Here is a 26,042-nt window from a genome sequence, read left to right on the forward strand (position 1 = left end):
TATGTAGGAATACGGAAAGGGACCAGCGATTAGCTGTCCCTTTCCGTTTTATGTTACCTATAGTGTACTATTTTTTAACGGTTTTGGCGATTAAGAGTGGCCCATTCTGCAGATTTCACTGTATTGTACAGTAACATCGTAATGGTCATAGGACCGACCCCACCAGGAACCGGTGTGATTTTCCCGGCCTTTTCCTTCACTTCTGAAAAATTCACATCTCCACAAAGTCCGCCGTTTTCATCACGGTTCATTCCGACGTCAATGACGACGGCTCCAGGTTTAACGTCTTCTGCGCCGATTAAATTCGCTTTTCCTACCGCTGATACGATAATATCAGCTTGCTTTGTGTAGAAGGACATATTCTTTGTTTTCGAATGACAATACGTAACCGTCGCATTTCGATTCAAGAATAAGTGGCCTGCCGGCTTCCCGACAATATTACTTCTTCCTAGAATCACGACGTGTTTACCTTCTACTGAAATATTTTCATATTCAAGCATCTTCATGATTCCAAGTGGCGTGCAGGAATAGAAGGTATCTTGATTGGTCACCATTTTCCCAATGGAAACGGGGTGAAACCCGTCCACATCTTTAGATGGGGAAATCGTTTCAATCACCGTTATTGGATTAATATGCTCAGGGAGAGGCAGTTGGACCAGAATTCCATGAATATGGCTCTGTTCATTTAACTCTTCAATTTTATTCAGCAGTTCATCTTGAGTCAAACTGGATTCATATTGATAAAGCTCTGAATGAATCCCAAGATTACTGCACGCTTTTCTCTTCATTTTGACATATGAATGAGAAGCATGGTTATCCCCTACCAGGATGACAGCCAGGCCTGGAGTGACATCCTTTTCCTTCAGCTCCCCGATCTGACTTTTTAATTGTTCACGATAATGACCTGCAATGAGTTTGCCATCAATTATAGAAGCTGACATTCCACTCGCCCCCAACCATTGTTAAGATTGACTTACCTTTGAAAGAACACCATTGATAAACTTGCTGGATTGGTCATCACCAAAGATCTTTGCAACTTCAACCGCTTCATTGATGACTACCTTATTCGGAACATCTTCGACAAACAGCAGTTCATACACTCCTAAACGCAAAATGTTACGATCTACTTTTGCCAGGCGGTCAAATGACCATTTCTCAAGGTTTTCACGAATGTGCCCATCGATACGTTCCTGATTCTCGATAAAACCGAGAACAAGCTGTTGAAGATAGGCATCCATCTTCTCCTCTTCCTCCAGTACATTAGTTAATGCAACTTCAGGCTCAATCCCACTCATATCTATTTGAAATAACGCTTGTAAGGCCTTTTCACGAGCAACTCTTCTCTTCATCTTATATTTACTCCTTTTAATCCATCAATTTTCATACCTTTGATAATAGCACAAACTAAGGGCAATACGCACGCCTATGTAAAAAAATCAATATTCTGACAGAAAAGCGGAGGGGCTTTGAAAGAGGCGACAAGCATAAGATGAATGGGCCGGGAAGGCGTTCTTTGCCTTCTTGGACCATTTAGCTTATGACCTCGAGCCTCTAAGCCCCGGAGCTGGACAATCAGAAAAGCGGAGGGGCTTTGCCCAGAGGAAAAACGTAAATCGAGTGTCAACTATGCGTGTTCCAACACCCCTTGAGAAGAATCCGGCCGAAATTTCAATAATTCCAGCCTTTTTGATGAAAAATCCAGCCGAAACCTTCAGGAATCCAGCCGTTCCTGGAAATAATCCGGCCGATTCACGCAATAATCCAGCCTTTTTACAAAAAATACCAATTCAGAAACAAACCCACACAAAAAAGAACGGCCCCCTAAAGGACCGTTCTCTCCATTACATTTCGTCTTCAATTTCTGCTTCAAATTTTTGATTTTCAAATTGAACGCCTACGATATGAACATTTACTTCATCTGCTTCTAAAGCAGTCATGTTCAACAAGGCTTGACGGATGTTGTCTTGAATTTTTTGAGCGACCGTCGGGATCGCTACACCGAATTTCATGATGCAGTAAACATCCACGATGATTCCTTCTTCGGCAAGCTCCACTTTGACGCCCTTACCGTGGTTTTTCTTTCCGAGACGCTCGACGACACCTGTTGCGAAGTTCCCACGCATTTGTGATACGCCTTCAACCTCTGAAGCTGCGATACCTGCAATCACTTCAATCACTTCAGGTGCGATTTCAATTTTCCCAAGACCGTCTTTACCGTGAGACATTTGTAAAAGGTTTTGATTTTCCGCCATTTAAGGCACCTCCTGAATTCACACTAGGATTTCATTACTTCATATTTCTCTAAGAATTTCGTATTAAATTCTCCACCAACAAAGGTTTCATGTTCTAATAGTTTCAAATGGAACGGAATGGTTGTGTATACACCTTCAACGACAAATTCACTTAGGGCGCGTTTCATTCTTGAAATCGCTTCTTCACGTGTCGCTCCATAAGTAATCACTTTGGCAATCATGCTATCGTAATATGGAGGGATCATATATCCAGGATATGCGGCTGAGTCGATTCTTACGCCAATCCCGCCTGGTGGAAGATACATTTCAATCCGGCCCGCTGAAGGCATGAAATTCTTCTCTGGATTCTCTGCATTAATACGGCATTCAATGGCCCAACCAGTGAATGTTACTTCTTCTTGTGTAAGAGAAAGCTTTTCTCCTGATGCCACGAGAATCTGCTCCTTAATTAAATCGACACCTGTGACCTGTTCCGTAACAGGGTGCTCCACTTGTATACGGGTATTCATTTCCATAAAGTAGAATGTTTGATTAACGTAATCATATATAAATTCTACCGTGCCTGCACCAGTATAATCAACCGCTTTGGCTGCTTTTACTGCTGCTTCACCCATTTTAACACGAATTTCTTCGGTTAAAGCAGGTGACGGTGTTTCTTCGATCAGTTTTTGAAGGCGGCGCTGAATCGTACAGTCACGTTCTCCAAGATGGATCACGTTGCCGAAATTATCAGCCAGCACCTGGATTTCCACATGCCTGAAGTCTTCAATGAATTTTTCAATGTAAACACCAGGGTTACCGAATGCAGTCATGGCTTCTTGCTGAGTAATCGTTACTCCTTTAACAAGCTCTTCCCGGCTTTTTGCCACACGGATCCCTTTTCCTCCACCACCGGCAGTGGCTTTGATGATGACAGGATATCCCATGGATTCCGCAAGCTGTACAGCATCTTCTGCATCTTTCACAATTCCTTTTGAGCCTGGTACAATGGGAACGCCCGCTTCCCTCATAGTTTCACGAGCCACGTCTTTCGTCCCCATCTTCGAGATCGCTTCTGGTGAAGGACCAATGAAAATGATATTGCAATCGCGGCACAGGTCTGCAAAATCAGAATTCTCCGCTAAAAAACCGTAACCTGGGTGAATGGCATCACAATCTGTCAGTTTTGCCACGCTGATGATATTTGTAAAGTTCAGGTAGCTGTCTTTCGATGCAGTTGGCCCAATACAATAAGCTTCATCTGCTAATTGAACATGAAGGGCTTCTTTATCTGCTTCAGAATAAACGGCTACACTTTCGATGCCTAAATCTCGGCATGCACGAATAATACGTACCGCAATTTCTCCTCGATTGGCGATTAATACCTTTTTTATCATATCTATTTTCGCTCCTTATTCAGGTTTGACCAAGAATAACGGCTGTCCATATTCAACTAATTGACCGTCTTTTACTAAGATTTCAGTGATTTCACCTTTTACTTCCGCTTCAATCTCATTAAATAGTTTCATCGCTTCTACGATACATACGACAGAACTTTCATCGACTTTATCCCCAACTTTAACATATGGACCTGCTTCAGGAGAGGAAGATTGATAGAACGTCCCTACCATAGGAGACGTGATTTTATGTAGGTTTGCATCTTCTTTTGCTTGTGGAGCTTCTTTTGCTTCTGTATTTACAGAAGGAGCTGCCTCCTGTGCAGGTGCCGGAGCCTGTTGTACAGCTTGAGCTGCAGGTCTCGCTTCTTCAGCTGCTTGAGTAACTTGCGGTTGCGCAGCTACTGTAACACCATTGCTCTTTTTAAGTTTTATTTTCGAACCCTCATGTTCGTATGTAAACTCATCAACACTAGAATGACTTACAAGTTTGATTATTTCACGAATTTCTTGGATTTTTAACACGGTTGACACCCCTCTTATAGTTTTAAAAATTATGACTAGCTACTAATATCATACGATAATACCTCGTATAAATTCAATATGTGATTCCTACCATTCTGTAAAGCGCATACAACTCTACTCTCTATTCTAGACCTTTTCGCTGAAAAAATAAAATAATAGAAAGGATTTTTTATTTCTCTGTTATTACGAGTCAGTATTTATAGGGTTTGAAGTCATTTTGTGGCAGAAATGCAGCCCCTGAAGCCTATTAAACTTCCTCCTTCAAAAAAAATGCCACTCAAAGGAAATTCTTTGAGTGGCTTTATTTTAGTTTAATTTGTTGGCTGAAACTCTACTGCTACAGGCTTCATTTGTCCCACTTCACTCATCACGAGGCGGATGATTTCATTCGCATCTGCTGTTGAATGTTCTTTGTCAGACTTCACGGTAATACGGATGTTTTCACCGTTAGCTCTGACTAAGGCATCTTCGTAACCCATTGTTTTGATCATTGTCTCTAAAACAGATTCTGTCATGGCTAACTCTCTCAAGTTTTCCATTTCTTCATAGGCGGCACTCTTTTCTTCTGCTGATACATCGGCGTTGGCTACTTTTGCTTCTAATTCTTCACGAAGCTGTTCGCGTTGGTCCAATACTTCAATTCTTAATGCTTCAAACATTTCATTTCCAGCAGCGTCCGTTACCACTTCCATATCAGACATGGTTTCTTTACCATCTTCCTTGGCTTGTTCTTTTCCGTCCTTTTCTTCATAAGCCATATCTGTCACTTGCTGCGTTGGAGAAGTAATGTAGTATACTGATAGCACGATCACAAGACTCAACATCGTTAATAACCAAACCGTTTGTTTTTTTAGTAACATCTATCATTTCCCCCTTATTTTTTGGGCAGAACCGATACCCGGTGACTTGGTACGTCTAATCCACGGGTAACAGCCTCTATGATCCATTTTTTGATTTGTATATTATCGGCGCCTTTTGCTACAACAAGGACACCGCTGACTTTAGGTTTTTTAGTTTCTTTCACAATGGGAACTTCTTTCTCTCCATCCCTCACGATGACCATTTCTTCCTCTTGTGATTTATCCTCTATCGATCGTTTTCCACCTTGCTTATCTTCTTCTGAGGTTGTTTGTGACTGTGTGGATTCATTCTTTTCATATATTTTTGACTCAGTTGCCTCTACATTGACCACAACATGCACATCACTCACCCCGACAATCTGATCCAGGGCTTCTTTCAGTTGGTTTTCGTATTGATCTTCGTACCCTCTCATAGAGCCATCCGATTCCTTATGGCCTGAGCCGAATGTAGCGACTTCTTCAGGAACTTTTTCGTCTACTGATTTCGAGACCTCTAAGCTGCTATCCTTGCCCCAAAGATCACTGATCAGCATAAAGGCGACACCTATCAGTAGCACAATGAGAAAGTATTGAAACTTATTTCCTTTTTTATCCTTTGGCGGTGAATTCGCATTTTCCTTTGACAGCCATTCCTTCAATGCGTTAAGCGGACCTTTATTAAAGTTCATCGGCTTCCCCAGTCCCCCCTTCAACTGTAATGATTATTTTGTCTGGTGTAAGATTCCATTGCTTGGCAAGTAAGGAGGCCATTTGGGACGTACTTTCTTCAGGCATTTTCTTTCTCGGCTCAGCTCCCGTATCGATCTCCACGTTCTGAACAGTTTCAATCGTGGTGTTTTCTTGTTTTTCTTTTACAATCACTGTCACTTCTGTGATACTATCCGGGACATTCTCCAAATCATCTGCTTTTACCACAACCTTCTCAATGACCTTACCGTGTTCATCCATCATCTCCTTTTCAGCTTGTTGTTTCATTTGGACAGCCATCTGTTCTAAAATATATGCACGTTGTGAGGCTTGTATTTCTTTTTTCTTCATTTCTATTAAATTTTCTACTGAATTATTCCGGGAATCTCCATTTATATCAACTGATTCGAGCACCGTATCAAAATCGGTTGCCATCAATTTAAACAATGGTGTCAGGATGATAGTGATCAATAATAAGCCAGTCACGATTTTCGCATATTTTTGCATATTGGAGCTTGGAAGAAGCATGTCAATGACGGTGGCTAAGAGAACAAAGATGATAATATTTGTAATCCAATCGGTGAGAAATGACATGACGGTACTCCTTCCTCTTTATCGCATCATCATCGTGATATTTCCTGCTGCAATGATGACGGTAAGACTCAAAAAGAACATAAAGGACACAATGGCAAGGGCCGCAAAGACATAAATTACACTTTTCGCAATGATATCGAGACATTCAATCACCGGCCCGCCACCGAGTGGTTGCAGTAGTGCCGCTGCTAATTTATAAATAAACGCAATCATGAGGATCTTGATTGCCGGAAAGGCTGCAATGATAAGAACAATGGCCACACCAGCGATTCCCACCGTATTCTTTAACAGAACGGAAGCGCTGATCACTGTATCGGTGGCGTCTGTGAACATCCTTCCGATCACAGGTACAAAATTCCCTGTCACAAATTTCGCTGTCCGAATGGTAATCCCATCTGTCACCGCTGCCGTTGCTCCCTGGACGGATATAACACCAAGGAATACGGTCATGAAGGCTCCTAGTAACCCTATGCTCCATGTACGTAATAACTGCGCCAGCTGCGTCACTTTATAATGACTGGAAAGGGTACTTACAATACTCAAAAGGGCCGCCAGGAATAGCAGGGGGAGAACGACATTTTGAATCAATAAACCGCTTGTATTCATTAAAAAGATAATCACCGGATGGAAAAATGCTGCAGACACAACTCCTCCAGAAGCGGCAATGAGAGCTAACATTAGCGGGATGAGGGCGATAATGAAGTGAATCATGGTGGAAATGGCATCCCGGGTGTAATCGATCGCCACATGAAAACTATTAAGGGCGATGATGATCAACACCATGAAGACAATACTGTATGCAACCTTGCTCACACTCCCTCCTTCAAATGCATTCTGCAGGGATTGGAGAAACATACTGAAGATCGTGAGCATGATCAGTGTTCCTAATAGCTTTCCATTCATCACAAGTTCCTGGAAGGCAAACTTGAATATCCCACTGAACCATGCTTTAAAGGAAAACTCTTTTTCTCCTTTTATGAAATCAACCAAACTGCCTTTTTGACTTTCAGGAAGATAGCCGCCGTATTGGTCGACGATGCTATTCCAGAACCCTTTTAATTCTTCAATTCCTAACTGATCTATCTGTTGATCAATCATTTGCTGCTGAATTGTTGAATCGGGAGGATTCTGTTCATCCCCTTCTTCTGCTTGTCCACTAGAGGCGCCAATGAAAAAGATTACGAGTGCTATGACGAGTATTCGATGTAATGGCAACAATTTTTTCCACCTCTTAACGTTTCGCTTATCCAGTTGGGATCATGTTGATAATCGTTTCGATGATCACTGTTAGGATAGGTACCGCCATTGCTAAAATTAAGATTTTCCCTGCAAGTTCCACTTTCGCCGCAAGTGCCCCCTGCCCGGCATCTTTTGTAATGTGAGAAGCAAATTCCGCTATGTAGGCGATGCCGATAATTTTGAGAATGGTCTCTACATACACCATATTTACATTTGCATTTGCAGCAAGTTTCTCAATCATATGAATGATGGAGTAGATTTGATCGATCAGAAACAAAAAAATTGAACATCCAACAAACACAATAAGCAAAAAAGCAAAATTGGGTTTCTGTTCTTTCACGATCAAAGCCAGAAAGGTCGCTACCAGTGCTATACCAACAATTTGAATGATTTCAATCGCGGACGCCCCCTCTATCCTTGATATAAGAAGACTGATTTAATCTTCTGGAACAAGTCATCGACAATCGAGGCCACCATAAACAGAATATAGATGAATCCAAAGAGGGTAACCCACTGTGCATATTCCTTCTTTCCGACTTGATCTAAAATCGTATGCAAAAAGGCCACCACAATCCCTACCCCTGCGATCTTAAAAATAATATCCACATCAATTCCCATATTTGTTTCCCTCCTGGTTTCTATAAGCTGTTCCCGCAAGCGATCGGTATTTATAAATGGTATGGAACATGGTTAAAGTAATAGAATGATCAGTAATAAACCCGATAAAAAGCCTAAACTCTTTGTCATCTTTTCATATTTCCTCTGCTTCTCAATGGCTTCCGATTCTTCTCTCTCCAGATGTTTTAGCGCTAATTGTATATGTTTCTGTTGCGTCATCATGTCGTGTTTGCCAAGGTTTTCTCCGAATTGTTTGAGGATCTCATACTCACCTGTTTTAAAAGCCGTTAGTTTCCATATATCAGTCAGGCTTTCTTCCCACGCTTTCTTCACTGAAATCTCCCGTTCCGTCAATTTCTTTGAGAATGTTTCAAAGAACCAAGAAACAGGTTTTTGCAGCTGCTTGGAGATCTTTCTTGATGCTTCATGCAAGGGGGTATGGCTGTAAGTGATTTCTGCTTCCAAAGACTGAAGGGCTACCTTCAACAACCGTAGCTGCCTCGGTCTTTCCGTTAAATATTTTGACACTTCGAAACCAGCCCAGGAAGTAGAAAGCAAGATAAAAACAGCACCGATTAGTTTAATCATTTATGTCACACTCACTTTTTCCAGAAGAGATTGACCATGTTCATTCCACACTTCATGAACCTTACCAGGCTCATCCCCTCTCCTTAGTTCAATAAACCGCTCGATGGTTTGAAGATTCACAATGTCCTTGATAACGGGTCTCTTCGCTACTTCAACAAATGTAGATCCATGAGTCGTCATCACAAGGGTAATACCGGCATTAACGGCTTCCTGGATAGCTTGACCATCTTCTATCCGCCCAATCTCATCCACGATAAGGACATCGGGACTCATGGAGCGGATCAGCATCATCATCCCTTCAGCTTTTGGACATGCATCCAACACATCAACCCTTGGCCCGAACAACAGCTGAGGGATTCCATTTACACAGCCGGCAATTTCGGAACGTTCATCGACAATACCGACTTTAAACGGGGGGATATTTTTGTCCGGGACGCCCGTCGATATCATACGTGCAAGGTCTCTGAGCAATGTGGTCTTCCCTGTCTGCGGCGAACCGATAATCATCGTATGCTTCCAGCCATTATCATAAACATATGGGAATAAAGATTGAGCTATGCCAAGCTTTTGTCTCGCAATACGGATGTTAAAGGAAGACAGATGCCGAATTCCTTTCACCACACCACCTTCTAGAATAACCTTTCCGGCAAGGCCGACACGATGTCCGCCTTCAATTGTGATATAGCCTCTCTTCAGTTCCTCTTCCAATGTATAAAATGAATGCCCGGATAGTTTGTTTATGAGCTGTTCGCTATCTTCCTCGGTAACGGTATAAGAAAGAAAATATGGCTTCCCCCTGGCCGTAACCTCCAACACACGGTTGGTACGAACCCTAATTTCTTCAATTCGGTCAATAAGATCTTGTGGAAGGCTCAGGACTTTATCAGAAATAGTGCTGGGTAGTAAGGCTAGAACTTCTTGCATTTTAAGTACCTCCTAATCTTGTTCCACTTCGGAATATATGACGTCGCTCTTCATACATGCTTCCCGATAATACAATGTATTCTAGTAAAATAAGATTATGACAGTAGAGTTGGAAGATTTGAGGTGGGGATTGGAAGTTTTGAATTGGGGTGAGGTGGATGAGGGGGATGGGGATGTCGATTCATGACAAATTCATAACACAAAAAAAGCCTGAACGAGAGTAATCCCGTTCAGGCTTTTCATATTATTTATCCACGTGATACATAAGATCCGTCAGTTGTATTAATGATTAATGTGTCTCCTTCATTGACGAAGAACGGAACGTTAACCACCAATCCTGTTTCAACGGTAGCAGGTTTTGAACCACCGGAAGCAGTGTCACCTTTGATGCCCGGTTCTGTTTCAGTTACTTTCAATTCAACTGAGTTTGGAAGTTCAACTCCTAGAGTTTCTCCTCCATACATCATGATGGACACTTCCATGTTTTCTTTCAGGTATTTCAATTCATATTCGATTGAAGAAGCAGGAAGTTCGATTTGATCATAGCTTTCGTTGTCCATGAATACATGCATGTCACCATTCGCATACAGATATTGCATTTTACGGTTATCAATTTGAGCTTTCCCTACTTTTTCACCAGCACGGAATGTTTTTTCCTGGATGGCACCAGTGCGAAGGTTACGAAGTTTAGAGCGAACGAATGCTGCTCCTTTACCCGGTTTAACGTGTTGGAAATCAATTACTCGCCAAATCCCGTTGTCGACTTCAATTGTCAAACCTGTACGAAAATCATTTACTGAAATCATGTTTTTTCCTCCTATTGTCTAGTAGACCTGTGTAGGGACTACAATGGTAGAATGATTAAATCTTTTGTAGAGTGTGTCAGTGTTTCATTGGAATCTTCTGTTATGAGTGTATCATCTTCAATACGAACACCGCCTACACCTGGAACATAGACTCCCGGTTCGACCGTTACGATCATTCCAGGTTCCAATACCACATCGGAACGGGAGGACAATCCTGGTCCTTCATGGACTTCAAGACCGATTCCGTGGCCCAGTGAATGTCCGAAATACTCATCATAACCTTTTTCTGTTATGTAATCACGAGCAATAGCATCCGCTTCTTTACCTGTCATACCCGGCTTGATCTTTTCCATGGCAAGGAGCTGTGATTGTAGAACGACATCATAGATCTCTTTCAATTTCTCACTTGGTTCTCCTACAGATAAGGTACGTGTCATATCGGAGCAATATCCTTTATAGTATGCACCATAATCCAACGTTACAAAATCACCTTTTTCAATCACTTTATCACTGGCAACCCCATGAGGAAGTGCAGAGCGATTACCTGAAGCAACGATGATATCAAATGATGAAGATGTCGCTCCCGCTTTTCTCATGAAGAATTCTAATTCATTGGAAACTTCTAACTCTGTCACACCCGGTTTGATAAAATCTAATATATGCTTAAATGCTGCATCGGCAATATCCGCGGCATCCTTAATTATCTTAAGCTCTTCAGGTGTCTTAATCAAGCGTAACTTTTCCACCAGACCTGATACCGGGACTAGTTCTGCTTCCAACACTTCACGGTAGCTCTCATACGCACTATATGTCAGGTAGTTCTTTTCAAAGCCCAATTTCTCAATCCCAAGTTTTTTCGCTTGCTTGGCTACTTCTTCATGGATTGGTCCGGTATGCTGTACGATTTCATAATCAGCTGCCTGCTCGGTTGCTTGCTCGATGTAACGGAAATCTGTTATGAATAATGCTTTCTCTTTAGAAATTAAGACAACACCTGATGAACCCGTAAAGTTCGTCATGTAACGACGGTTATAAGTACTGGTCAAGAGAATTCCGTCAATTCCGTTTCCTGAAAATGTCTCGCGTAATCGTTCAATTTTCATCTTATTCCACTCCCTTAATATTCTTTATGATCGCTTGTAACGCCAGTTCGTAACCAAACAGCCCAAATCCGACGATCTGGCCAACCGTTTCAGCTGCCACGACAGATTGATGTCTAAACGCTTCACGGGCATGGATATTTGATATATGCACTTCCACTACCGGTACCGATACCGAAGCCACTGCGTCTCTTATGGCATAGCTGTAATGCGTGAATGCACCGGGGTTCAATATGACACCCCCATATCCTTCATCCTCTGCCTTGTGTATGTAGTCAATCAATTCCCCTTCATGGTTCGATTGAGCTGAAAAGAGTTGAAAACCTTCATCTTCTGCTTGTTTCGATATCTTTTCCTCAAGCTGAGGCAGGGTGACATGTCCATAAATATCAGGTTCACGTTTACCCAGCCTATTTAAATTAGGACCATTTAAAAGCAAAATTTTAACCATATGTAAACTCCTAAAAAAATAGAATGTTCATCATGAACATTCTAACATAAACCCTTTACCTATACCTACATAATTGTCTGATAATGAGGATTTATCAATGTGAAACTTCCCCTGATTTTTCTTTCTGATCTTGATGCCTCAATTCATTTTCTTCATAAGAAATGGAGTAGCCAATAAATACACCATACAAAATATACAAGCATAAGGTTGTGATCAGGGTGTGATAATCAATGGATGTAAAGGATTGAATGCTCGGAAAGAGTGGATTGAGCAGTAAAAAGAAAGCTAAATATAACGCTACACCGTAGGCAGCCCCTACCCACATAGACTTGAATTTCCGTAATAAACCATAATAAATGAGGGCCACACCTATAGAAATCACTCCGTACGCCACAATGGAAAGGACGATCCCAATCCATTTGTCCACCCAGTCACCAACCGCCCACGGCTCAAAAATGATATTTGGCTCGATTTTCGTAAAGGAAAAAAAGTAACAAAGGTAAGAAATTGAACTCCATAACATCCCGCCAATAAAGCCCGTAACTACAACCATCGCCATGAACGATAGTGGTTTTTCACCCTGATTCTGCTCTAAACGTGGATTTTCCTTGCTTTCTACTGTTCCATCCTGGATCTTTTCATGTTGTCCCTTTTGTTCCGCCATCTGTAACACCTCCATTCGTAGTATGTCCCATTGATTTAAACATTTGCATGGTTTTACTTATTTTTCATCTGTAGGTGATGAGGGAAATATGGATGTTAAATCCTATCTCTAGTCCTCTGATTCATTTTTTAGTAAAATAGAGAATATCTTTCCCAAGTTTCAGAAAAATAACTTCAGCAATATTTACAGAAAATCGATAACTAATATGGTTAAATAACAAGGAATTTGTCTAGAATAATAGTATAGATATGTATAATGGATTGTATTGTAAGGAGGTGGCTTTGTTGAACGCTCGTAATATCTTTGTGTTCACATTAATATTGTTAGCTATTGTTGGGCTCTTTACTTCCCTATTTGGAAATCCTTTAGGGCTAGTAAAACAATTACTTGTTACAGCAGCTGTGATTGGAATTATCTACTTTATTTACCGAAGATGGTTCAGCGGAAGGCGAGCTGGTAATAGTAATGAACAGAGAGCGTTTCTTAAAGCAGCCAAACAATCGAAGAAGCGTCATAAGAGGAAGTCTTCAAGTAGGCCTCAAGTATCAAACGCCCAAAAGAAACGTTCGATACGAAAGAAATCCAATGCCAATCTGACTGTTATTGAGGGAAAAAAGAATAAGAAAAACAATCGAGCCTCATTTTAGGAGCTCGATTGTTTTATTAATACGTCCATTTTTGCAGAAAAGCTTCAGCTTTTGTTTTTCCGTACTGGATTAGTTCTGTTTTCCTTTCCGGGGTTAACTCGAATTCCGTAGTAAGAACTCCTTCCGTAGGAATAAAGATGATGTTTTTTTCAAGTTTTCTGGAAATGTATCTGGAATCATGTGCATCTTTCATCGTAGTAAAGAGGGCTTCATACATATCGATCGCATTTTTGATTTGTTTTTTGGGCTTCCCCACTAGATCGTGACTCAACTTAACCCCGATGACCGGCCTCACTTTTTTCACATTTTCCCGATCGAACAGCCACATAGGAAAATTACTGAGCACTCCACCATCCACCATGAAACTTATTCCTTCTAAAGATCGCAGCTTTACAGGTTCGAAGAAGAATGGAAGACTTGCACTCATACGTATCGCCCTGGCCACCGGAAAGGTTTCTTTCGGTATGCCGTACTTCTCGAGATCATCTGGAAGAACTAATAACCTGCCATTCGATAAGTCCGAAGCGATGACCCGGAGTGAATGGGGTGGTAAGTCGGCAAATGTATAAATCCCTCTTGCTTTAAGCTTCTCTTCCACCCAGCTTTCGAGGGCCACTCCTTTATATAAACCTAAACGATAGTAAACCCGGAACCATTTTATGATGGGTAGAGAGATGATTGCGTTTGAGTCCAGCAATTTATTAAAATCTAAATCATCCATGATTTTCAAGAGCTCCCTGCTCGAATAGCCTGCAGCAATAAATGCTGCAATCACGGCTCCCGCACTCGTTCCTGCGAGCCTCTTAAATCTGTAGCCCTTCTCCTCCAATGCTTGATATGCCCCAATCAAGGCGAGCCCCTTGATGCCCCCACCTGAAAAAACGCCATCGATGTCCACAGGCTCCACTCCTTCTTTGTCTCTTACTACATCTTTAATTCACAAGGAAGGATTTTAGACTAAAAAAAATAGGAGGGGAACCAGTCCCCGCCTATCTTCATTTATTATAATCCGCACTTCAGTTGAGCACCGCAGTTGGTACAAGTATTGCAGCCGCCCATATCTTTCACCGTACCTTTACGGCAGACCGGACACGTATTCCCGACTTCAGAACCAATAGTGACGTCAGTTGAACGCACATCTTGAATCGTATCGAGTAATACGATCGGCTTTTTCGATGTAGGAATGTCCTTTTGTTCCTGTTCAACCTCGTCATCAAAGCTGTTTTCTTCTGCTTTGAGGGTAAGAACTTGTGAATCACGGCTTCCGTCAACGTACACCGTACCACCTTTTGCTCCACCTTTATAAAGTCGCTCATACACTTTTTCTACTTGCTCGACCGTATAACCTCGAGGAGCATTGACTGTTTTCGAAATAGAGCTGTCGATCCAATTCTGAATCACACATTGGACATCGGCATGTGCTTGTGGTGCCAGGCTCATGGAAGAAACAAACCATTCCGGAAGATTGTCAGCATCTGCATCCGGATTTCGCTTCAAGTAATCCTCTACAATATCTGCTTTCACTTCAATGAACTTACCAAGACGTCCGCTTCTGTAATATGTGAATGAGAAGTATGGTTCAAGACCAGTAGATACTCCAACCATCGTACCTGTTGAACCTGTTGGGGCAACGGTCAATAGATGAGAGTTTCGAATCCCGTACTGTTGAATGTCATTCCGTACATCCTCCGGCATTTTATTCATGAAACCTGTTTCCACAAACGCTTTTCGCAAAGCTTTCGTTTCTTCGTCCATACCTCCAGTAAGGAATGGGAAGCTTCCCTTTTCCTTGGATAATTCAACGGATGCACGATAAGCGGTTGTTGCGATGACTTCAAATACTTCATCCACAAGTCTGTTGCCTTCTTCAGAACCGTATTCTTTTTCACAGTAGATCAATAAGTCTGCAAGACCCATTACACCAAGGCCGACACGGCGCTCACCAAGGGCCTGCTTTTTATTTTCTTCAAGGAAGTATGGAGTCGCATCGATGACATTGTCCTGCATGCGCACACCCACTTCAACGGTACGCTTCAATTTTTCGAAATCAACGGTTTTTGTCTCTTTATTGGCAAACTGAGCAAGGTTGACAGCTGCCAGGTTGCAGACTGAATATGGAGCAAGAGGCTGTTCACCACATGGGTTCGTAGCAACTACCTTTTGACCATATGCCTTCGCATTCGTCATATCATTTGCGTTATCAATAAAGAAGATTCCAGGCTCAGCTGAATACGTTGCACAAACATTGATAAGATTCCAAAGCTCTTTCGCTTTGATCTTACGGTAAGTACGTACTTTGTATCCAAGCTTTTCCCATTCTCGCACGTCACCCACATTGTGCCATTCTTCATTATAGTATTTCATTTGCTCTTCATTGTAACTTTCAACATCCGGGAAACGGAGTTCATACTCTCGATCGTTTTCCACAGCTTCCATAAAGTCGCTTGTCAGGCAAACCGAGATATTGGCACCCGTCAGGAATTCTGAATTATGGACACTGTAAGTTCCGCCTGTACGCAGCTTTTCTTCTGCATTCTTAAGGATCTTCGCATCAAATCCCCCGTAGCCAGGGATTTGTCTATAATTAAGGATTCCTTGATACATCGCTTCCTCTTGTTCTGTAAGAGGTGTGAATTTCAGCTTATCCTGAGCTGCCTTTTTAATCGTTTCATCTTCTGTATTTTCAAGAAGATAACGCAGAATACGCGGGTTTTGCATTTTAGAAATGATGAATTCGATAATATCGGGATGCCAATCTGAAAGCATGATCATTTGTGCCCCACGTCTTGATCCGCCCTGCTCAACCAAATGAGTCAATTTGGCGATGTCATCCAGCCATGAAACGGAACCTGAGGATTTACCGTTCACGCCTTTTGCAAGGGTATTGCGCGGACGAAGCGTCGATCCGTTCGTTCCGACACCCCCGCCCCGGCTCATGATCTCCATCACCTGCTTGCGATGTTCCGAAATCCCTTCACGTGAATCCTGTACAAAAGGCATCACATAACAGTTAAAGTATGTTACGTCCGTTCCGGCACCCGCTCCGTAAAGCACCCGGCCAGCTGGAACAAAATGCAGGTTCACCAATTCATGATAGAACTTTTCAAACCAAACTTGTCTCTTTTCAGGAGTTTCTTCCACTACTGCCAAGCCTGTTGCGTTACGCTTCGCAATTTGTTCGTAGTAGACTTCCAGAGGCTTTTCGATTACATCAAGTGTTCTTGAAACGATACCGGTTTCCATTTCTTCCGGCTTGTCGATGGCACTTCTGTACTCTTCTTCGATCCAAACATCTGCTTTCTTCGTTTCCCAGTCGATGCTCGAAATGTAACCTAATCCTCTTGCAGGGAATTTAGGATCTTCTTTGATGGTGAGGACGACAAAGTCTCCCTCGGAAAGAGTGATCTTTTCCGTGTCTTTGAAAGAATAACGATCAATCATGACAAGACGGGATACACCTTTGTGTGTAGTATTCATATCCGGTGTAATGGGATGTACTTGAGGAAATAATCCGATATCCTGATTTAATCTTTCGATGTTTAATTTCATTGTGTTTTTCGACGCAACAGTCATAAAGACAACTCCTTCTATCTCAAATCTTTCATTTGTTTGTTATTTACTATGATGTGTAATATCAAATAATACGATATCATAGCTCTCTTCGAAAAGCAATAAATAAACACAACATATAGTGTGTAAAAAATTATTCTACACACCATATATTGTGTTTCAGGTCAATAGGTCATTTGTTTGTCAAACGGATAATAAGCCAATAAAAATAGAAAACAGGAGGAAATAATAGAAAATCATATAATACTCCGACCATTTCTATTAATTTAGAACTTGATATAAATCCAAGTGGCGTAATAGTTGGTAAAATAGGAAAAAAGCGACAAGCATCGCTTTTTTTCTACAAAAAAATTTTTATCGTTTAAAGTTCCAGTCATCTGATTCGTAACGGGTACTGGCAAGGTCCACAACATATTGTGTTTCCTCTGCGGAAAGTTCATATGGTTCCAGGTGGATATTCAATCCTTCTTCAAAGCCTTTTTTGAACGCTTCCTTCGCCATATCCATGGTAACTGTTTCAGAACTGATTTCGTTCATCGCAACGGCTTTACTTTTAAATGCTCGTTGCATACGCTCTTTTACCCTGTCAGATGGATAATTAAACAGGCTGAACAATTTGTCTTCGTCGAGATCCAGGAGGATAGAACCGTGTTGAAGGATGACACCCTTTTGACGCGTCTGGGCGCTGCCTGCCACTTTTCGGCCTTCTACCACCAGTTCATACCAGCTTGGTGCATCAAAACAAACAGCTGAACGTGGATTTTTTAATCCTGCCCTCTCCTCTGCTGTTTTCGGAACAGCAAAGTAGGCTTCAAGACCAAGGCCCTGAAATCCCTTCAGAATTCCTTCCGAGATGACACGATACGCTTCCGTTACGGTTTTAGGCATTTCAGGGTGATCTTCTGAAACAATGACGCTGTATGTCAATTCATGTTCATGCAGAACCCCTCTGCCTCCGGTCGGCCTTCTGACGAACCCCAGTCCGTGCTCCTTGACTGCCTGAAGATTGATTTCCTTTTCTACCTTTTGGAAATAGCCAATCGATAGTGTTGCAGGATCCCATCCATAAAAACGAATCGTCGGAGGAATCTTCCCCGCGCTATGCCAATCCAGTAGCGCTTCATCAAGGGCCATATTATAAGAAGGGGAGCAATTCCCTGAGTCAATGAATCTCCATGTTTCTTTTTTCATGCATCATACCTCATTTACGTCTTCTCTTTGATATTTTGTTATGTAATCATTCACCTTCAATTAAGTCCGTTACTAGTCTATCAAATCCAATCGAAAAAACAAAGAAAAACAGATTGGAAAGTGTTTGCTATAAAATAATAAATTTGTTTTGATTCTCGGGGCTTTCATGAATATAATAGAAGATAGCGCAATTGTAGAAAGGAGCATGAATGATGGAAGGATTATATATTCTTTTAGTCGTACTTGGTGGAATCATTGTTTATTCACTCTTTACGTTCTTCTATCAAAAGAGAATTGTAAATACATTGACTGAAGAAGAATTTCGAGCAGGATATCGTAAAGCTCAATTGATAGATGTTCGTGAAGCGAATGAATTTGAAAACGGTCACGTACTCGGCGCACGAAATATCCCACTCTCTCAAATTAAAATGAGACAAAAGGAAATCCGTGCCGATCAACCCGTTTACCTTTATTGCCAAAGCGGACTCCGCAGCGGACGAGCAGCTCAAATGCTTCACCGCAAAGGGTACCGAGATCTTCACCAATTGCAGGGCGGCTTTAAAAAGTGGACAGGTAAAGTAAAACATAAAAAATAATGTGAAAGGATTGCCTTTGGGGCGATCCTTTTTTTGATCGGTGGGAGTAGTGGGATGGATTGCGTTGGTGGTTCTAGTGGTAGTATGCATAATCCCATCATCAAATGGGATTATTTGTAATTTGGCTGGATTTTTGATAAAAACGGCTGGACTCCTGTTCATTTCGGCTGGATTCTCGACCAAAACGGCTGGATCCCTGTTCATTTCGGCCGGATTATCGACCACCACGACCAAATTCCGCGCCTATTTTGCTGAGTGATCCACCATATCTGCTTAATTACTTGTCTTACTATGCTAATAGTCCCTATAAACGGCCAAATCACGTCTTTTTCACTTGAATTACAGGAGATAACACCACAATCACCACAATCACCTCCGCCCCATTTCTCTTTCAATGAAGGTCCGTCCCTCAAAAAATCCCCGCAGCGAATCGCTGCAGGGATTTTCGTTGTTACCTATTATTAGCTTTCTTTTGAATAACGAAGTACTGGTTTTCTTGCTGCAAGTGTTTCGTCCATACGCTTGACGATGGTTGTGTGTGGAGCTTCCTGGACGATTTCAGGTGTTTCTTCTGCTTCTTTTGCAATTTGGATCATTGCATCTATGAAGGAATCCAGGGTTTCTTTTGATTCAGTTTCTGTCGGTTCAATCATCATGCACTCTTCCACGTTCAATGGGAAGTAAATCGTTGGTGGATGATATCCGAAATCAAGGAGTCGCTTCGCAATATCCAATGTACGGACACCAAGCTTTTTCTGGCGTTTTCCACTGATGACAAATTCATGCTTACAATGACGATCATACGGAAGATCAAAGTGAGGTGCCAGTCGACGCATCATGTAATTTGCATTCAGAACGGCATTCTCCGTCACGGCTCTCAACCCGTCCGGACCCATCGTTCTGATGTACGTATACGCACGAACGTTGATTCCAAAGTTTCCATAGTAAGGTTTCACACGACCAATGGAGTCAGGTCTGTTGTAATCGAATTCGAATGTATCGCCATTTTTCACAAGGACCGGTTTTGGAAGGTATTTAATCAAATCTTCCTTCACACCGACTGGACCACTTCCTGGGCCTCCGCCTCCGTGAGGACCGGTAAACGTTTTATGAAGATTTAAATGCACGACATCAAATCCCATATCCCCCGGTCTGGCTTTTGATAATACAGCATTTAGATTGGCACCGTCATAATACAGCTTTCCTCCAGCTTCGTGAATGATTGCAGCCATTTCCAGAATGTTCTCTTCGAATAAGCCGAGGGTGTTCGGATTTGTCAACATAAGTGCCGCTGTATCCTCTCCTACCACACGCTTAAGATCCTCTAAATCAACTAAGCCATTTTCATTCGATTTAACCGTTATGGTATCGAAACCTGCTACAGTGGCACTGGCCGGGTTCGTTCCATGAGCTGAATCCGGTACGATGACCTTCGTACGGTGGGTGTCACCATTTGCTTCATGGTAAGCACGGATCATCATAAGACCCGTCCACTCTCCGTGAGCGCCTGCTGCAGGCTGCAGGGTCACCTCATCCATACCTGTGATTTCTTTCAAATGCTCTTGAAGATCATACATAAGTTCAAGCGCGCCTTGAACACTTTCTGCTTCTTGTAGCGGATTGATATGGGCAAATCCATTCAGGCGTGCAACGTTTTCATTCACCTTTGGATTGTACTTCATCGTACAAGACCCTAATGGATAAAAACCGGAATCCACACCATGATTACGTTTTGATAATGCTGTATAATGACGCATGATATCCAGTTCAGATACCTCTGGAAGCTCTGGTTCTTCCGAACGGATATAATCCGATGGAATGAGATCCGATAATTCCACCTGTGGTACATCTAATTCAGGTAAGCTATAGCCGACACGGCCTTCTTTAGATAATTCAAAAATAAGAGGTTGATCTTTCTTATTCATGACAATCCCCCAATTCTGCTACAAATGCGTCGATTTCTTCTTTGCTGCGAAGTTCAGTAACAGCCACCAGCATGTGCTGTGCCAAGCTGCCATCCACTAGTCCAAGATCATATCCGCCAATCATTTCTTTTCCTAAAAGCTTTTGATTGATTTCTTTGACCGGCATATTTACCTTTACGACAAACTCATTAAAAGTTGGTCCTTCAAATGCAATGGAGAACCCTTTTGCTTTAAAGGCTTCTTTTGCATAATGTGCTTTTTGGATATTTTGAAGTGCCATTTCTTTGACACCCTGTTTACCAAGTGCAGTCATGGCAACAGATGCCGCGAGTGCATTTAATGCCTGGTTTGAACAAATATTCGACGTGGCTTTATCACGACGGATATGCTGCTCACGCGCTTGAAGAGTGAGAACAAATCCTCTGATTCCATCTTCATCAACCGTTTGACCAACAAGACGGCCCGGTACTTTACGCATAAGCTTCTTGTTCACGGCGAAGTATCCACAGTGAGGTCCACCAAAGGCACTTGGAATGCCAAATGGCTGTGCATCACCAATGACGATATCTGCACCTAATTTCCCGGGAGGTGTAAGTGCTCCTAATGCAAGCGGGTTTGAGGATACCACGAACATCGCTTTTTCAGCATGAGTCACTTCTTCGATCGCTTTTAGTTCTTCCACCCGGCCGAAGAAGTTAGGATATTGGACGATTACCGCTGCAATTTCATTACTCATTAATTTCTTGAGTTCTTCCACGTCCGTTACACCATTATTGTGGGGGATTTCCACCACTTCGATATATTGACCTTTTGCATAAGATCTTAAAACATCACGAGATTCCGGATGTACGGTACTTGAAACCAATACCTTTTTACGACGGGTCTGACCTGCACTAAGCATAGCTGCTTCTGCCAATGCCGTTCCTCCATCGTACATGGAAGAATTGGCTACATCCATGCCAGTCAGCTCACAAATCATCGTTTGAAATTCAAAAATAGCTTGAAGTTCACCTTGAGATATTTCCGGCTGGTACGGAGTATAGGCTGTATAGAACTCAGAACGTGATAATACATGATCAACGATGATCGGCATGTAGTGGTCATATACTCCTGCCCCTAAAAAGGATGTATGACTTTTCAAGTCAGCGTTCTTCGCTGCCATTTTGGTCAGTTCTTTTACCAATTCCGTTTCAGACTTCGCTTCTTTGATCTTATAATCCCCTTTGAAACGAACCTTTTCAGGGATATCTTCAAATAGATCGTTAATGCTGTTTACTCCTATGCTGTCTAACATTTCCCTTTGATCCTGCTCTGTCATCGGTAAATAACGATGCTTCATGACCGTCATTCCTCCCCTATTTCTTTGGTCTTTTATAAAAAGGTGTCGCTACTACTTTGGCTTTCAACTTTTTCCCTCTGATTTCAACCAGTACTTCTGTTTCTAAAGAGGTAAACTCTTTTTTTAGTAATGCTAATCCTACGTTTTTCTTTAATGTCGGCGATTGCGTACCGGTTGTAACTTCCCCTATCTCTTCTTCACCGGAATACACTTTGTAGCCATGACGGGGAATTCCGCGATCGATCATTTCGATCCCGACGATTTTTCTTGAAGCCCCTTCTTCCTTTTGCTGTTTCAGCACTTCCTGACCAATAAATGGAACCTCTTTCTTCACCTTTACGGCGAATCCGATTCCCGCTTCGATCGGTGTGATCGATTGAGATAATTCTTGTCCGTAAAGGGCAAGATTCGCTTCAAAACGCAATGTATCACGTGCACCCAGTCCACATGGGAGTACCCCATGTTCCTTTCCTGCATCCAGGATTGCTTTCCAGATTGCAGCCGCATCAGCTGCATCACAGTAAATCTCAAATCCGTCTTCCCCTGTGTAACCGGTACGTGAAACAAGTGCATGCTTACCAGCTATATTCACTTGGGTTTGGAATTTGAAAAATCCGATATCGCTGAGTGAATGTTCGTTTGTAAGTATTTGTAAAACCTGTTCGGCAAGTGGACCTTGGAGTGCCAATTGCGCCATATGTTCAGAAATATTGTTAATTTCAACTCCATCGACTTCATGTTCTTTAAGCCACTGAAAATCTTTATCTATATTTGCTGCATTGACGACGAGCAAATAATCATTATCTTTAATTTTATAAACTAATAAGTCATCGACCGTCCCACCGTTTTCGTAGCACATAGCCGTATACTGAGCCCCTCCGTCTTTTACTTTGGAGACATCGTTTGTCATCATTCTTTGTAAGTAGTCAAGAGCCCCTTCACCCTTCACTTCAATTTCTCCCATATGAGAAACGTCGAATAGTCCAGCTCGGGATCGTACCGCCTCATGTTCTTCTTTAATACTTGAGAATTGCACTGGTAAAGCCCAGCCACCGAAGTCGATGGTCTTTCCTCCATACTCTTTGTACACTTCGTATAAAGGTGTTTGTTTTAACTCTGACATGACTTTTCCCCCTTTATCTTCCTTACATGCATAATTCTTAACCACGTTTAATCCCATGAAAAAAGGACAGAAAAACCCCTTTTCATAAAGAAGTTTTCTCTGTCCTTGCACCTGAAAGTTTACCGAAGAACGGCTTTCCCCTTTGGTGGTTTCCTGTACGGAAACACTCTCCAGAGCTGCGTCCAACAAGAGTCTTTTTGCCTGAGAGATTCACACTTAAACGTGTTTGCTCCTTCGGCGCTGTATGCACAGTCTCTCCCCTTGTTATCATTCGCCAATATTCCTTAAAACATTTGGTCATACTAGAAATATACAGAAGAAATGTTGTAAATGTGAATGTTCGGATTTTCGAGTTTTTTAAACATTAGAAAATCTATTTTCATCCTACCATTAAATACGAGGATTGAGCAATCATTTTTATTAGAATTAAGGAGATGTTTTTCAGATGAACGTTGAGGTTTTATTTGATGAAGAATGGGGCGAGGGTCTCGAGAATTTAATTGATAACGATGGCCCATGGGGGAATTGGGAGCTTTATAAGCTTGCAGTCGAATTTGAACATCATCTTGCAATTCCGAACTTTGAAGGCCTTCAGGCGCCAAAACATTTGGCAAATGTCACTCCGCTCCCCCATCAGCTTGAAGCAGCAAAGCAGGTTGTCGAAACAATGAACGGAAAAGCGATCCTTGCAGATGAGGTCGGGTTAGGTAAAACCATCGAAGCCGGGTTGATATTGAAAGAATACATGATAAGAGGATTAGTGAAGAAAGTATTAATATTGGTTCCCGCCTCCCTGGTCTCTCAATGGGCCTATGAATTAAACAGTAAGTTTTTCATTCCGGCTGTTCCCCAACGAAAAAGTTACGTATGGGATCAGTGCGATATTGTCGTCTCATCCATGGATACGGCTAAGAGGAGCCCTCATCGGGAAAAGGTGTATGAACAGGACTATGATTTAGTGATTATAGATGAAGCTCATAAACTAAAAAATCATAAAACAAAAAACTATGAATTTGTCCAAAACTTAAAGAAGAAATTCTGCTTATTGCTGACGGCCACACCGATTCAAAATCGTGTCGAGGAGATTTTCCATCTTGTTTCTCTCCTTAAGCCGGGACATCTTGGAAATGAGTCCGGATTTTCTGACAGATACAAAAAGGGTGATCGTACCCTTCAAGAGGATGAACATTTAAAGAGCCTCATTAACAAGGTGATGATTCGTAATAGGCGGAGCGATACGGGTATTGAATGGACGAAACGTCATGTCAAGACAGTTTTAATTGATTTTAACGAAGCTGAAAGAGATTTATATAACAGCATCGATTTGCTTAAGGGTGACTATGATGAGTGGGCTAATTCAAGCTCCTTCTCTCTGTTAACTCTTCAAAGGGAAGCATGCAGTTCTCGTGAGGCTGTATTTTATACTCTTAAAAACATGCTGGAAAAGAAGGAAAACCCGACAGCAGCTTTTGAAAATACAATTGGCACACTTATGAAAAAAGTAGAAAACGTGACAATGAACTCCAAGGCCCAGAAAGCACTTGAAATCGTGCAATCGATCAATGATAAAGTGATTATTTTTACAGAGTACCGGGCGACACAGCTCTATTTGCAATGGTTCTTAAAACAGCATGGAATAAGTTCAGTACCGTTTCGAGGTGGGTTTAAGCGGGGGAAAAAGGACTGGATGCGTGAGCTCTTCCAGAAGCATGCTCAGGTGTTGATTGCAACAGAAGCCGGCGGAGAAGGTATCAACCTTCAATTCTGTCATCACGTAATCAACTTTGACCTGCCTTGGAATCCTATGAGATTAGAACAGCGAATCGGTCGTGTACACCGGCTGGGACAAACAGAGGATGTTCATATCTACAATTTCGCGACTAAAAACACTGTAGAAGAACATATTTTAAAACTTCTTTATGAAAAAATTAATCTCTTTGAACGAGTTATAGGGCAATTGGACGAAATTCTGACCCGCCTGGATTTCCGCGACTTCGAAGAACATGTAACCGATATTCTCTCTTCGTCCCGGTCAGAAGGAGAAATGAAGATTAAAATGGAGAATTTAACGAGTATGATTCAATTTGCTGAACAATTAAAGGAGGAGAAATCAAATGCAGCAGCACGAAATTCATCGATTTCTTGAGAGATACTTCGTGGCTAATGGGTGTGACCTGGTTGCGAACGGAGATGGTCACATGACCGTCCAGCTCACGATTGAATTGGATAAGGAGCTGATGAACCGCCCTTTCTACTGGCACTACCTTGAGAAAACGGGAGGTGTCCCTAACCCGATGTCTTTATCCCTAATAACGAATCCAGATAAAGCACCTGAAGACTTAAAAGGAGAACCTATTCACTTCGGTTCCCCGCGGTTACACCAAATCTTTCATTCAACACGAAATTTGGCAGGGTATATACGTTTATATGAAAATCGGCATACACCAAGTGGTCAACAAACCCCGCTTCATCCATGGCTCGGGCTGAACATCAAAATATCGTATCAATCCAATCGTAAAAAAGACAACATCCGAAGCATCGGACTAAACCTGATCAATGGAATCATTCAAGAAAACTTTCATTCGTCATTGATGTCCAGAAACTTGACACCTAAGATTCCTGATTTCTCTTTCACACTCACACCGATCATTAAACCCAAAAGTGGGGTGAACCGAATACAGACGTTTCTGTATGAAGAAATCAAAAAAGAGCCCGTTGAATGGGCTGAGCAGGCACGTAAGACGTGGGAGGAAGATCTACAATTATTGAATCACTTTTATGGAGATCAAGAGGAAAAGCCCGAATCGTATTTCTTGGAGCAACAAGCATTAAAAGAGCAGTATGAACCTAAGATTTCCATTGATATTATCAATGGCGGGATTTTTTACTTACAGAACAACAATTAATCGTTAAACGGAGTAAGTGCTTCAGATGCTTACTCCGTTTAACTCCATACAAAAAGACTAC

Annotated in this window: 27 protein-coding genes and 1 riboswitch; of the genes, 4 read left to right on the top strand and 23 right to left on the bottom strand. The window is 41.9% G+C overall.

The window, feature by feature from the left end:
- Positions 1 to 74 precede the first annotated feature (74 nt).
- The 17 genes from folD to ACCB35_RS14525 form a co-directional block, all read right to left on the bottom strand.
- Entirely contained in the window at positions 75 to 941 is an 867-nt protein-coding gene (gene folD, locus ACCB35_RS14445; protein ID WP_374054269.1) for a bifunctional methylenetetrahydrofolate dehydrogenase/methenyltetrahydrofolate cyclohydrolase FolD, read from the bottom strand.
- A gap of 21 nt (positions 942 to 962) precedes the next feature.
- Complete coding sequence (gene nusB, locus ACCB35_RS14450) at positions 963 to 1,349, bottom strand: transcription antitermination factor NusB (RefSeq protein ID WP_044340046.1); 387 nt, start codon at positions 1,347 to 1,349, stop codon at positions 963 to 965.
- 492 nt (positions 1,350 to 1,841) lie between these two features.
- Positions 1,842 to 2,252, bottom strand: coding sequence for an Asp23/Gls24 family envelope stress response protein (locus ACCB35_RS14455; protein WP_034758025.1), 411 nt, complete (start codon positions 2,250 to 2,252; stop codon positions 1,842 to 1,844).
- Between the two features lie 23 nt (positions 2,253 to 2,275).
- A complete protein-coding gene (gene accC / locus ACCB35_RS14460) occupies positions 2,276 to 3,628 on the bottom strand; it encodes an acetyl-CoA carboxylase biotin carboxylase subunit (RefSeq protein ID WP_374054270.1) in 1,353 nt (450 codons plus the stop codon).
- 15 nt (positions 3,629 to 3,643) lie between these two features.
- Complete coding sequence (accB, locus tag ACCB35_RS14465; protein ID WP_044340043.1) at positions 3,644 to 4,153, bottom strand: acetyl-CoA carboxylase biotin carboxyl carrier protein; 510 nt, start codon at positions 4,151 to 4,153, stop codon at positions 3,644 to 3,646.
- Between the two features lie 311 nt (positions 4,154 to 4,464).
- Positions 4,465 to 5,013 (bottom strand): SpoIIIAH-like family protein, encoded by a 549-nt coding sequence (locus ACCB35_RS14470; protein WP_044340042.1) that lies wholly within the window; start codon positions 5,011 to 5,013, stop codon positions 4,465 to 4,467.
- Positions 5,014 to 5,027: 14 nt separating this feature from the next.
- The gene (gene spoIIIAG, locus ACCB35_RS14475) at positions 5,028 to 5,681 is read right to left on the bottom strand and encodes a stage III sporulation protein AG (RefSeq protein ID WP_374054271.1); all 654 of its coding nucleotides are present in this window, start codon (positions 5,679 to 5,681) and stop codon (positions 5,028 to 5,030) included.
- The gene (gene spoIIIAF / locus ACCB35_RS14480) at positions 5,671 to 6,294 is read right to left on the bottom strand and encodes a stage III sporulation protein AF (protein ID WP_374054272.1); all 624 of its coding nucleotides are present in this window, start codon (positions 6,292 to 6,294) and stop codon (positions 5,671 to 5,673) included. The genes spoIIIAG and spoIIIAF overlap by 11 nt, the downstream gene beginning before the upstream one ends.
- 18 nt (positions 6,295 to 6,312) lie before the next feature.
- Positions 6,313 to 7,509, bottom strand: a complete 1,197-nt coding sequence (gene spoIIIAE, locus ACCB35_RS14485; RefSeq protein WP_374054273.1) for a stage III sporulation protein AE — start codon at positions 7,507 to 7,509, stop codon at positions 6,313 to 6,315.
- Between the two features lie 28 nt (positions 7,510 to 7,537).
- Positions 7,538 to 7,930 (bottom strand): stage III sporulation protein AD, encoded by a 393-nt coding sequence (gene spoIIIAD, locus ACCB35_RS14490; RefSeq protein ID WP_172655798.1) that lies wholly within the window; start codon positions 7,928 to 7,930, stop codon positions 7,538 to 7,540.
- Positions 7,931 to 7,944: 14 nt separating this feature from the next.
- The gene (spoIIIAC, locus tag ACCB35_RS14495; RefSeq protein WP_034758004.1) at positions 7,945 to 8,151 is read right to left on the bottom strand and encodes a stage III sporulation protein AC; all 207 of its coding nucleotides are present in this window, start codon (positions 8,149 to 8,151) and stop codon (positions 7,945 to 7,947) included.
- Positions 8,152 to 8,223: 72 nt separating this feature from the next.
- Positions 8,224 to 8,739 carry a stage III sporulation protein SpoIIIAB gene (gene spoIIIAB / locus ACCB35_RS14500; RefSeq protein ID WP_374054274.1) on the bottom strand — a complete coding sequence of 172 codons (516 nt, stop codon included), beginning with the start codon at positions 8,737 to 8,739 and terminating at the stop codon, positions 8,224 to 8,226.
- Positions 8,740 to 9,663 (bottom strand): stage III sporulation protein AA, encoded by a 924-nt coding sequence (spoIIIAA, locus tag ACCB35_RS14505; protein ID WP_374054275.1) that lies wholly within the window; start codon positions 9,661 to 9,663, stop codon positions 8,740 to 8,742.
- A 248-nt stretch (positions 9,664 to 9,911) separates the two neighbouring features.
- Complete coding sequence (gene efp, locus ACCB35_RS14510; RefSeq protein ID WP_034757996.1) at positions 9,912 to 10,469, bottom strand: elongation factor P; 558 nt, start codon at positions 10,467 to 10,469, stop codon at positions 9,912 to 9,914.
- A gap of 38 nt (positions 10,470 to 10,507) precedes the next feature.
- The gene (locus tag ACCB35_RS14515) at positions 10,508 to 11,572 is read right to left on the bottom strand and encodes a M24 family metallopeptidase (protein ID WP_374054276.1); all 1,065 of its coding nucleotides are present in this window, start codon (positions 11,570 to 11,572) and stop codon (positions 10,508 to 10,510) included.
- Position 11,573: 1 nt separating this feature from the next.
- Complete coding sequence (gene aroQ, locus ACCB35_RS14520) at positions 11,574 to 12,020, bottom strand: type II 3-dehydroquinate dehydratase (RefSeq protein WP_374054277.1); 447 nt, start codon at positions 12,018 to 12,020, stop codon at positions 11,574 to 11,576.
- Positions 12,021 to 12,114: 94 nt separating this feature from the next.
- Positions 12,115 to 12,684, bottom strand: a complete 570-nt coding sequence (locus ACCB35_RS14525) for a YqhR family membrane protein (RefSeq protein WP_374054278.1) — start codon at positions 12,682 to 12,684, stop codon at positions 12,115 to 12,117.
- Between the two features lie 284 nt (positions 12,685 to 12,968).
- Between ACCB35_RS14525 and ACCB35_RS14530 the strand changes: the two genes are divergently transcribed.
- Positions 12,969 to 13,331, top strand: a complete 363-nt coding sequence (locus tag ACCB35_RS14530) for an SA1362 family protein (RefSeq protein WP_374054279.1) — start codon at positions 12,969 to 12,971, stop codon at positions 13,329 to 13,331.
- Between the two features lie 16 nt (positions 13,332 to 13,347).
- Here the strand turns inward: ACCB35_RS14530 and ACCB35_RS14535 are convergent, their stop codons facing one another.
- The 3 genes from ACCB35_RS14535 to ACCB35_RS14545 form a co-directional block, all read right to left on the bottom strand.
- Positions 13,348 to 14,229 carry a patatin-like phospholipase family protein gene (locus ACCB35_RS14535; protein ID WP_044340031.1) on the bottom strand — a complete coding sequence of 294 codons (882 nt, stop codon included), beginning with the start codon at positions 14,227 to 14,229 and terminating at the stop codon, positions 13,348 to 13,350.
- 104 nt (positions 14,230 to 14,333) lie between these two features.
- On the bottom strand, positions 14,334 to 16,904 hold the full coding sequence (locus tag ACCB35_RS14540; protein ID WP_374054280.1) for a vitamin B12-dependent ribonucleotide reductase: 2,571 nt from the start codon (positions 16,902 to 16,904) through the stop codon (positions 14,334 to 14,336).
- A 351-nt stretch (positions 16,905 to 17,255) separates the two neighbouring features.
- Positions 17,256 to 18,092, bottom strand: a complete 837-nt coding sequence (locus tag ACCB35_RS14545; RefSeq protein WP_374054281.1) for a biotin/lipoate A/B protein ligase family protein — start codon at positions 18,090 to 18,092, stop codon at positions 17,256 to 17,258.
- Between the two features lie 212 nt (positions 18,093 to 18,304).
- Here ACCB35_RS14545 and ACCB35_RS14550 point away from each other — a divergent pair, with 212 nt between their 5' ends.
- Complete coding sequence (locus ACCB35_RS14550; protein ID WP_044340028.1) at positions 18,305 to 18,688, top strand: rhodanese-like domain-containing protein; 384 nt, start codon at positions 18,305 to 18,307, stop codon at positions 18,686 to 18,688.
- Positions 18,689 to 19,149: 461 nt separating this feature from the next.
- On the opposite strand, the gene gcvPB is transcribed toward ACCB35_RS14550, so the two are convergent.
- Genes gcvPB through gcvT form a run of 3 tightly spaced genes read right to left on the bottom strand, consistent with a single transcriptional unit; the run spans position 19,150 to position 23,075 of the window.
- Positions 19,150 to 20,613 (bottom strand): aminomethyl-transferring glycine dehydrogenase subunit GcvPB, encoded by a 1,464-nt coding sequence (gcvPB, locus tag ACCB35_RS14555; protein WP_374054282.1) that lies wholly within the window; start codon positions 20,611 to 20,613, stop codon positions 19,150 to 19,152.
- Entirely contained in the window at positions 20,606 to 21,952 is a 1,347-nt protein-coding gene (gcvPA, locus tag ACCB35_RS14560; RefSeq protein ID WP_374054283.1) for an aminomethyl-transferring glycine dehydrogenase subunit GcvPA, read from the bottom strand. Before gcvPA ends, gcvPB begins: the two co-directional genes overlap by 8 nt.
- Before the next feature lie 16 nt (positions 21,953 to 21,968).
- Positions 21,969 to 23,075 carry a glycine cleavage system aminomethyltransferase GcvT gene (gene gcvT / locus ACCB35_RS14565; protein WP_374054284.1) on the bottom strand — a complete coding sequence of 369 codons (1,107 nt, stop codon included), beginning with the start codon at positions 23,073 to 23,075 and terminating at the stop codon, positions 21,969 to 21,971.
- A 179-nt stretch (positions 23,076 to 23,254) separates the two neighbouring features.
- A riboswitch (glycine riboswitch) is annotated at positions 23,255 to 23,346 on the bottom strand.
- A gap of 174 nt (positions 23,347 to 23,520) precedes the next feature.
- Between gcvT and ACCB35_RS14570 the strand changes: the two genes are divergently transcribed.
- Positions 23,521 to 25,221, top strand: coding sequence for a DEAD/DEAH box helicase (locus ACCB35_RS14570; RefSeq protein ID WP_374054285.1), 1,701 nt, complete (start codon positions 23,521 to 23,523; stop codon positions 25,219 to 25,221).
- Positions 25,190 to 25,981 carry a YqhG family protein gene (locus tag ACCB35_RS14575; protein ID WP_374054286.1) on the top strand — a complete coding sequence of 264 codons (792 nt, stop codon included), beginning with the start codon at positions 25,190 to 25,192 and terminating at the stop codon, positions 25,979 to 25,981. Before ACCB35_RS14570 ends, ACCB35_RS14575 begins: the two co-directional genes overlap by 32 nt.
- The last annotated feature ends 61 nt before the right edge of the window (positions 25,982 to 26,042 follow it).

It is taken from the genome of Rossellomorea sp. FM04394 (assembly GCF_041889765.1).
Classification (GTDB): Bacteria; Bacillota; Bacilli; order Bacillales; family Bacillaceae_B; genus Rossellomorea; species Rossellomorea aquimaris_B.

Bases quoted from the DNA above. Each gene is read 5' to 3' on its own strand.
- ACCB35_RS14540 (WP_374054280.1), bottom strand. From the start codon at position 16,904: ATGACTGTTGCGTCGAAAAACACAATGAAATTAAACATCGAAAGATTA.
- ACCB35_RS14515 (WP_374054276.1), bottom strand. From the start codon at position 11,572: ATGAAAATTGAACGATTACGCGAGACATTTTCAGGAAACGGAATTGAC.
- accC (WP_374054270.1), bottom strand. From the start codon at position 3,628: ATGATAAAAAAGGTATTAATCGCCAATCGAGGAGAAATTGCGGTACGT.
- spoIIIAB (WP_374054274.1), bottom strand. From the start codon at position 8,739: ATGATTAAACTAATCGGTGCTGTTTTTATCTTGCTTTCTACTTCCTGG.
- gcvT (WP_374054284.1), bottom strand. From the start codon at position 23,075: ATGTCAGAGTTAAAACAAACACCTTTATACGAAGTGTACAAAGAGTAT.
- spoIIIAF (WP_374054272.1), bottom strand. From the start codon at position 6,294: ATGTCATTTCTCACCGATTGGATTACAAATATTATCATCTTTGTTCTC.
- ACCB35_RS14575 (WP_374054286.1), top strand. From the start codon at position 25,190: ATGCAGCAGCACGAAATTCATCGATTTCTTGAGAGATACTTCGTGGCT.
- ACCB35_RS14455 (WP_034758025.1), bottom strand. From the start codon at position 2,252: ATGGCGGAAAATCAAAACCTTTTACAAATGTCTCACGGTAAAGACGGT.
- gcvPB (WP_374054282.1), bottom strand. From the start codon at position 20,613: ATGAATAAGAAAGATCAACCTCTTATTTTTGAATTATCTAAAGAAGGC.
- spoIIIAA (WP_374054275.1), bottom strand. From the start codon at position 9,663: ATGCAAGAAGTTCTAGCCTTACTACCCAGCACTATTTCTGATAAAGTC.
- spoIIIAC (WP_034758004.1), bottom strand. From the start codon at position 8,151: ATGGGAATTGATGTGGATATTATTTTTAAGATCGCAGGGGTAGGGATT.
- aroQ (WP_374054277.1), bottom strand. From the start codon at position 12,020: ATGGTTAAAATTTTGCTTTTAAATGGTCCTAATTTAAATAGGCTGGGT.
- nusB (WP_044340046.1), bottom strand. From the start codon at position 1,349: ATGAAGAGAAGAGTTGCTCGTGAAAAGGCCTTACAAGCGTTATTTCAA.
- ACCB35_RS14470 (WP_044340042.1), bottom strand. From the start codon at position 5,013: ATGTTACTAAAAAAACAAACGGTTTGGTTATTAACGATGTTGAGTCTT.
- spoIIIAG (WP_374054271.1), bottom strand. From the start codon at position 5,681: ATGAACTTTAATAAAGGTCCGCTTAACGCATTGAAGGAATGGCTGTCA.
- efp (WP_034757996.1), bottom strand. From the start codon at position 10,469: ATGATTTCAGTAAATGATTTTCGTACAGGTTTGACAATTGAAGTCGAC.
- gcvPA (WP_374054283.1), bottom strand. From the start codon at position 21,952: ATGAAGCATCGTTATTTACCGATGACAGAGCAGGATCAAAGGGAAATG.
- folD (WP_374054269.1), bottom strand. From the start codon at position 941: ATGTCAGCTTCTATAATTGATGGCAAACTCATTGCAGGTCATTATCGT.
- ACCB35_RS14570 (WP_374054285.1), top strand. From the start codon at position 23,521: ATGAACGTTGAGGTTTTATTTGATGAAGAATGGGGCGAGGGTCTCGAG.
- ACCB35_RS14550 (WP_044340028.1), top strand. From the start codon at position 18,305: ATGGAAGGATTATATATTCTTTTAGTCGTACTTGGTGGAATCATTGTT.
- ACCB35_RS14525 (WP_374054278.1), bottom strand. From the start codon at position 12,684: ATGGCGGAACAAAAGGGACAACATGAAAAGATCCAGGATGGAACAGTA.
- ACCB35_RS14545 (WP_374054281.1), bottom strand. From the start codon at position 18,092: ATGAAAAAAGAAACATGGAGATTCATTGACTCAGGGAATTGCTCCCCT.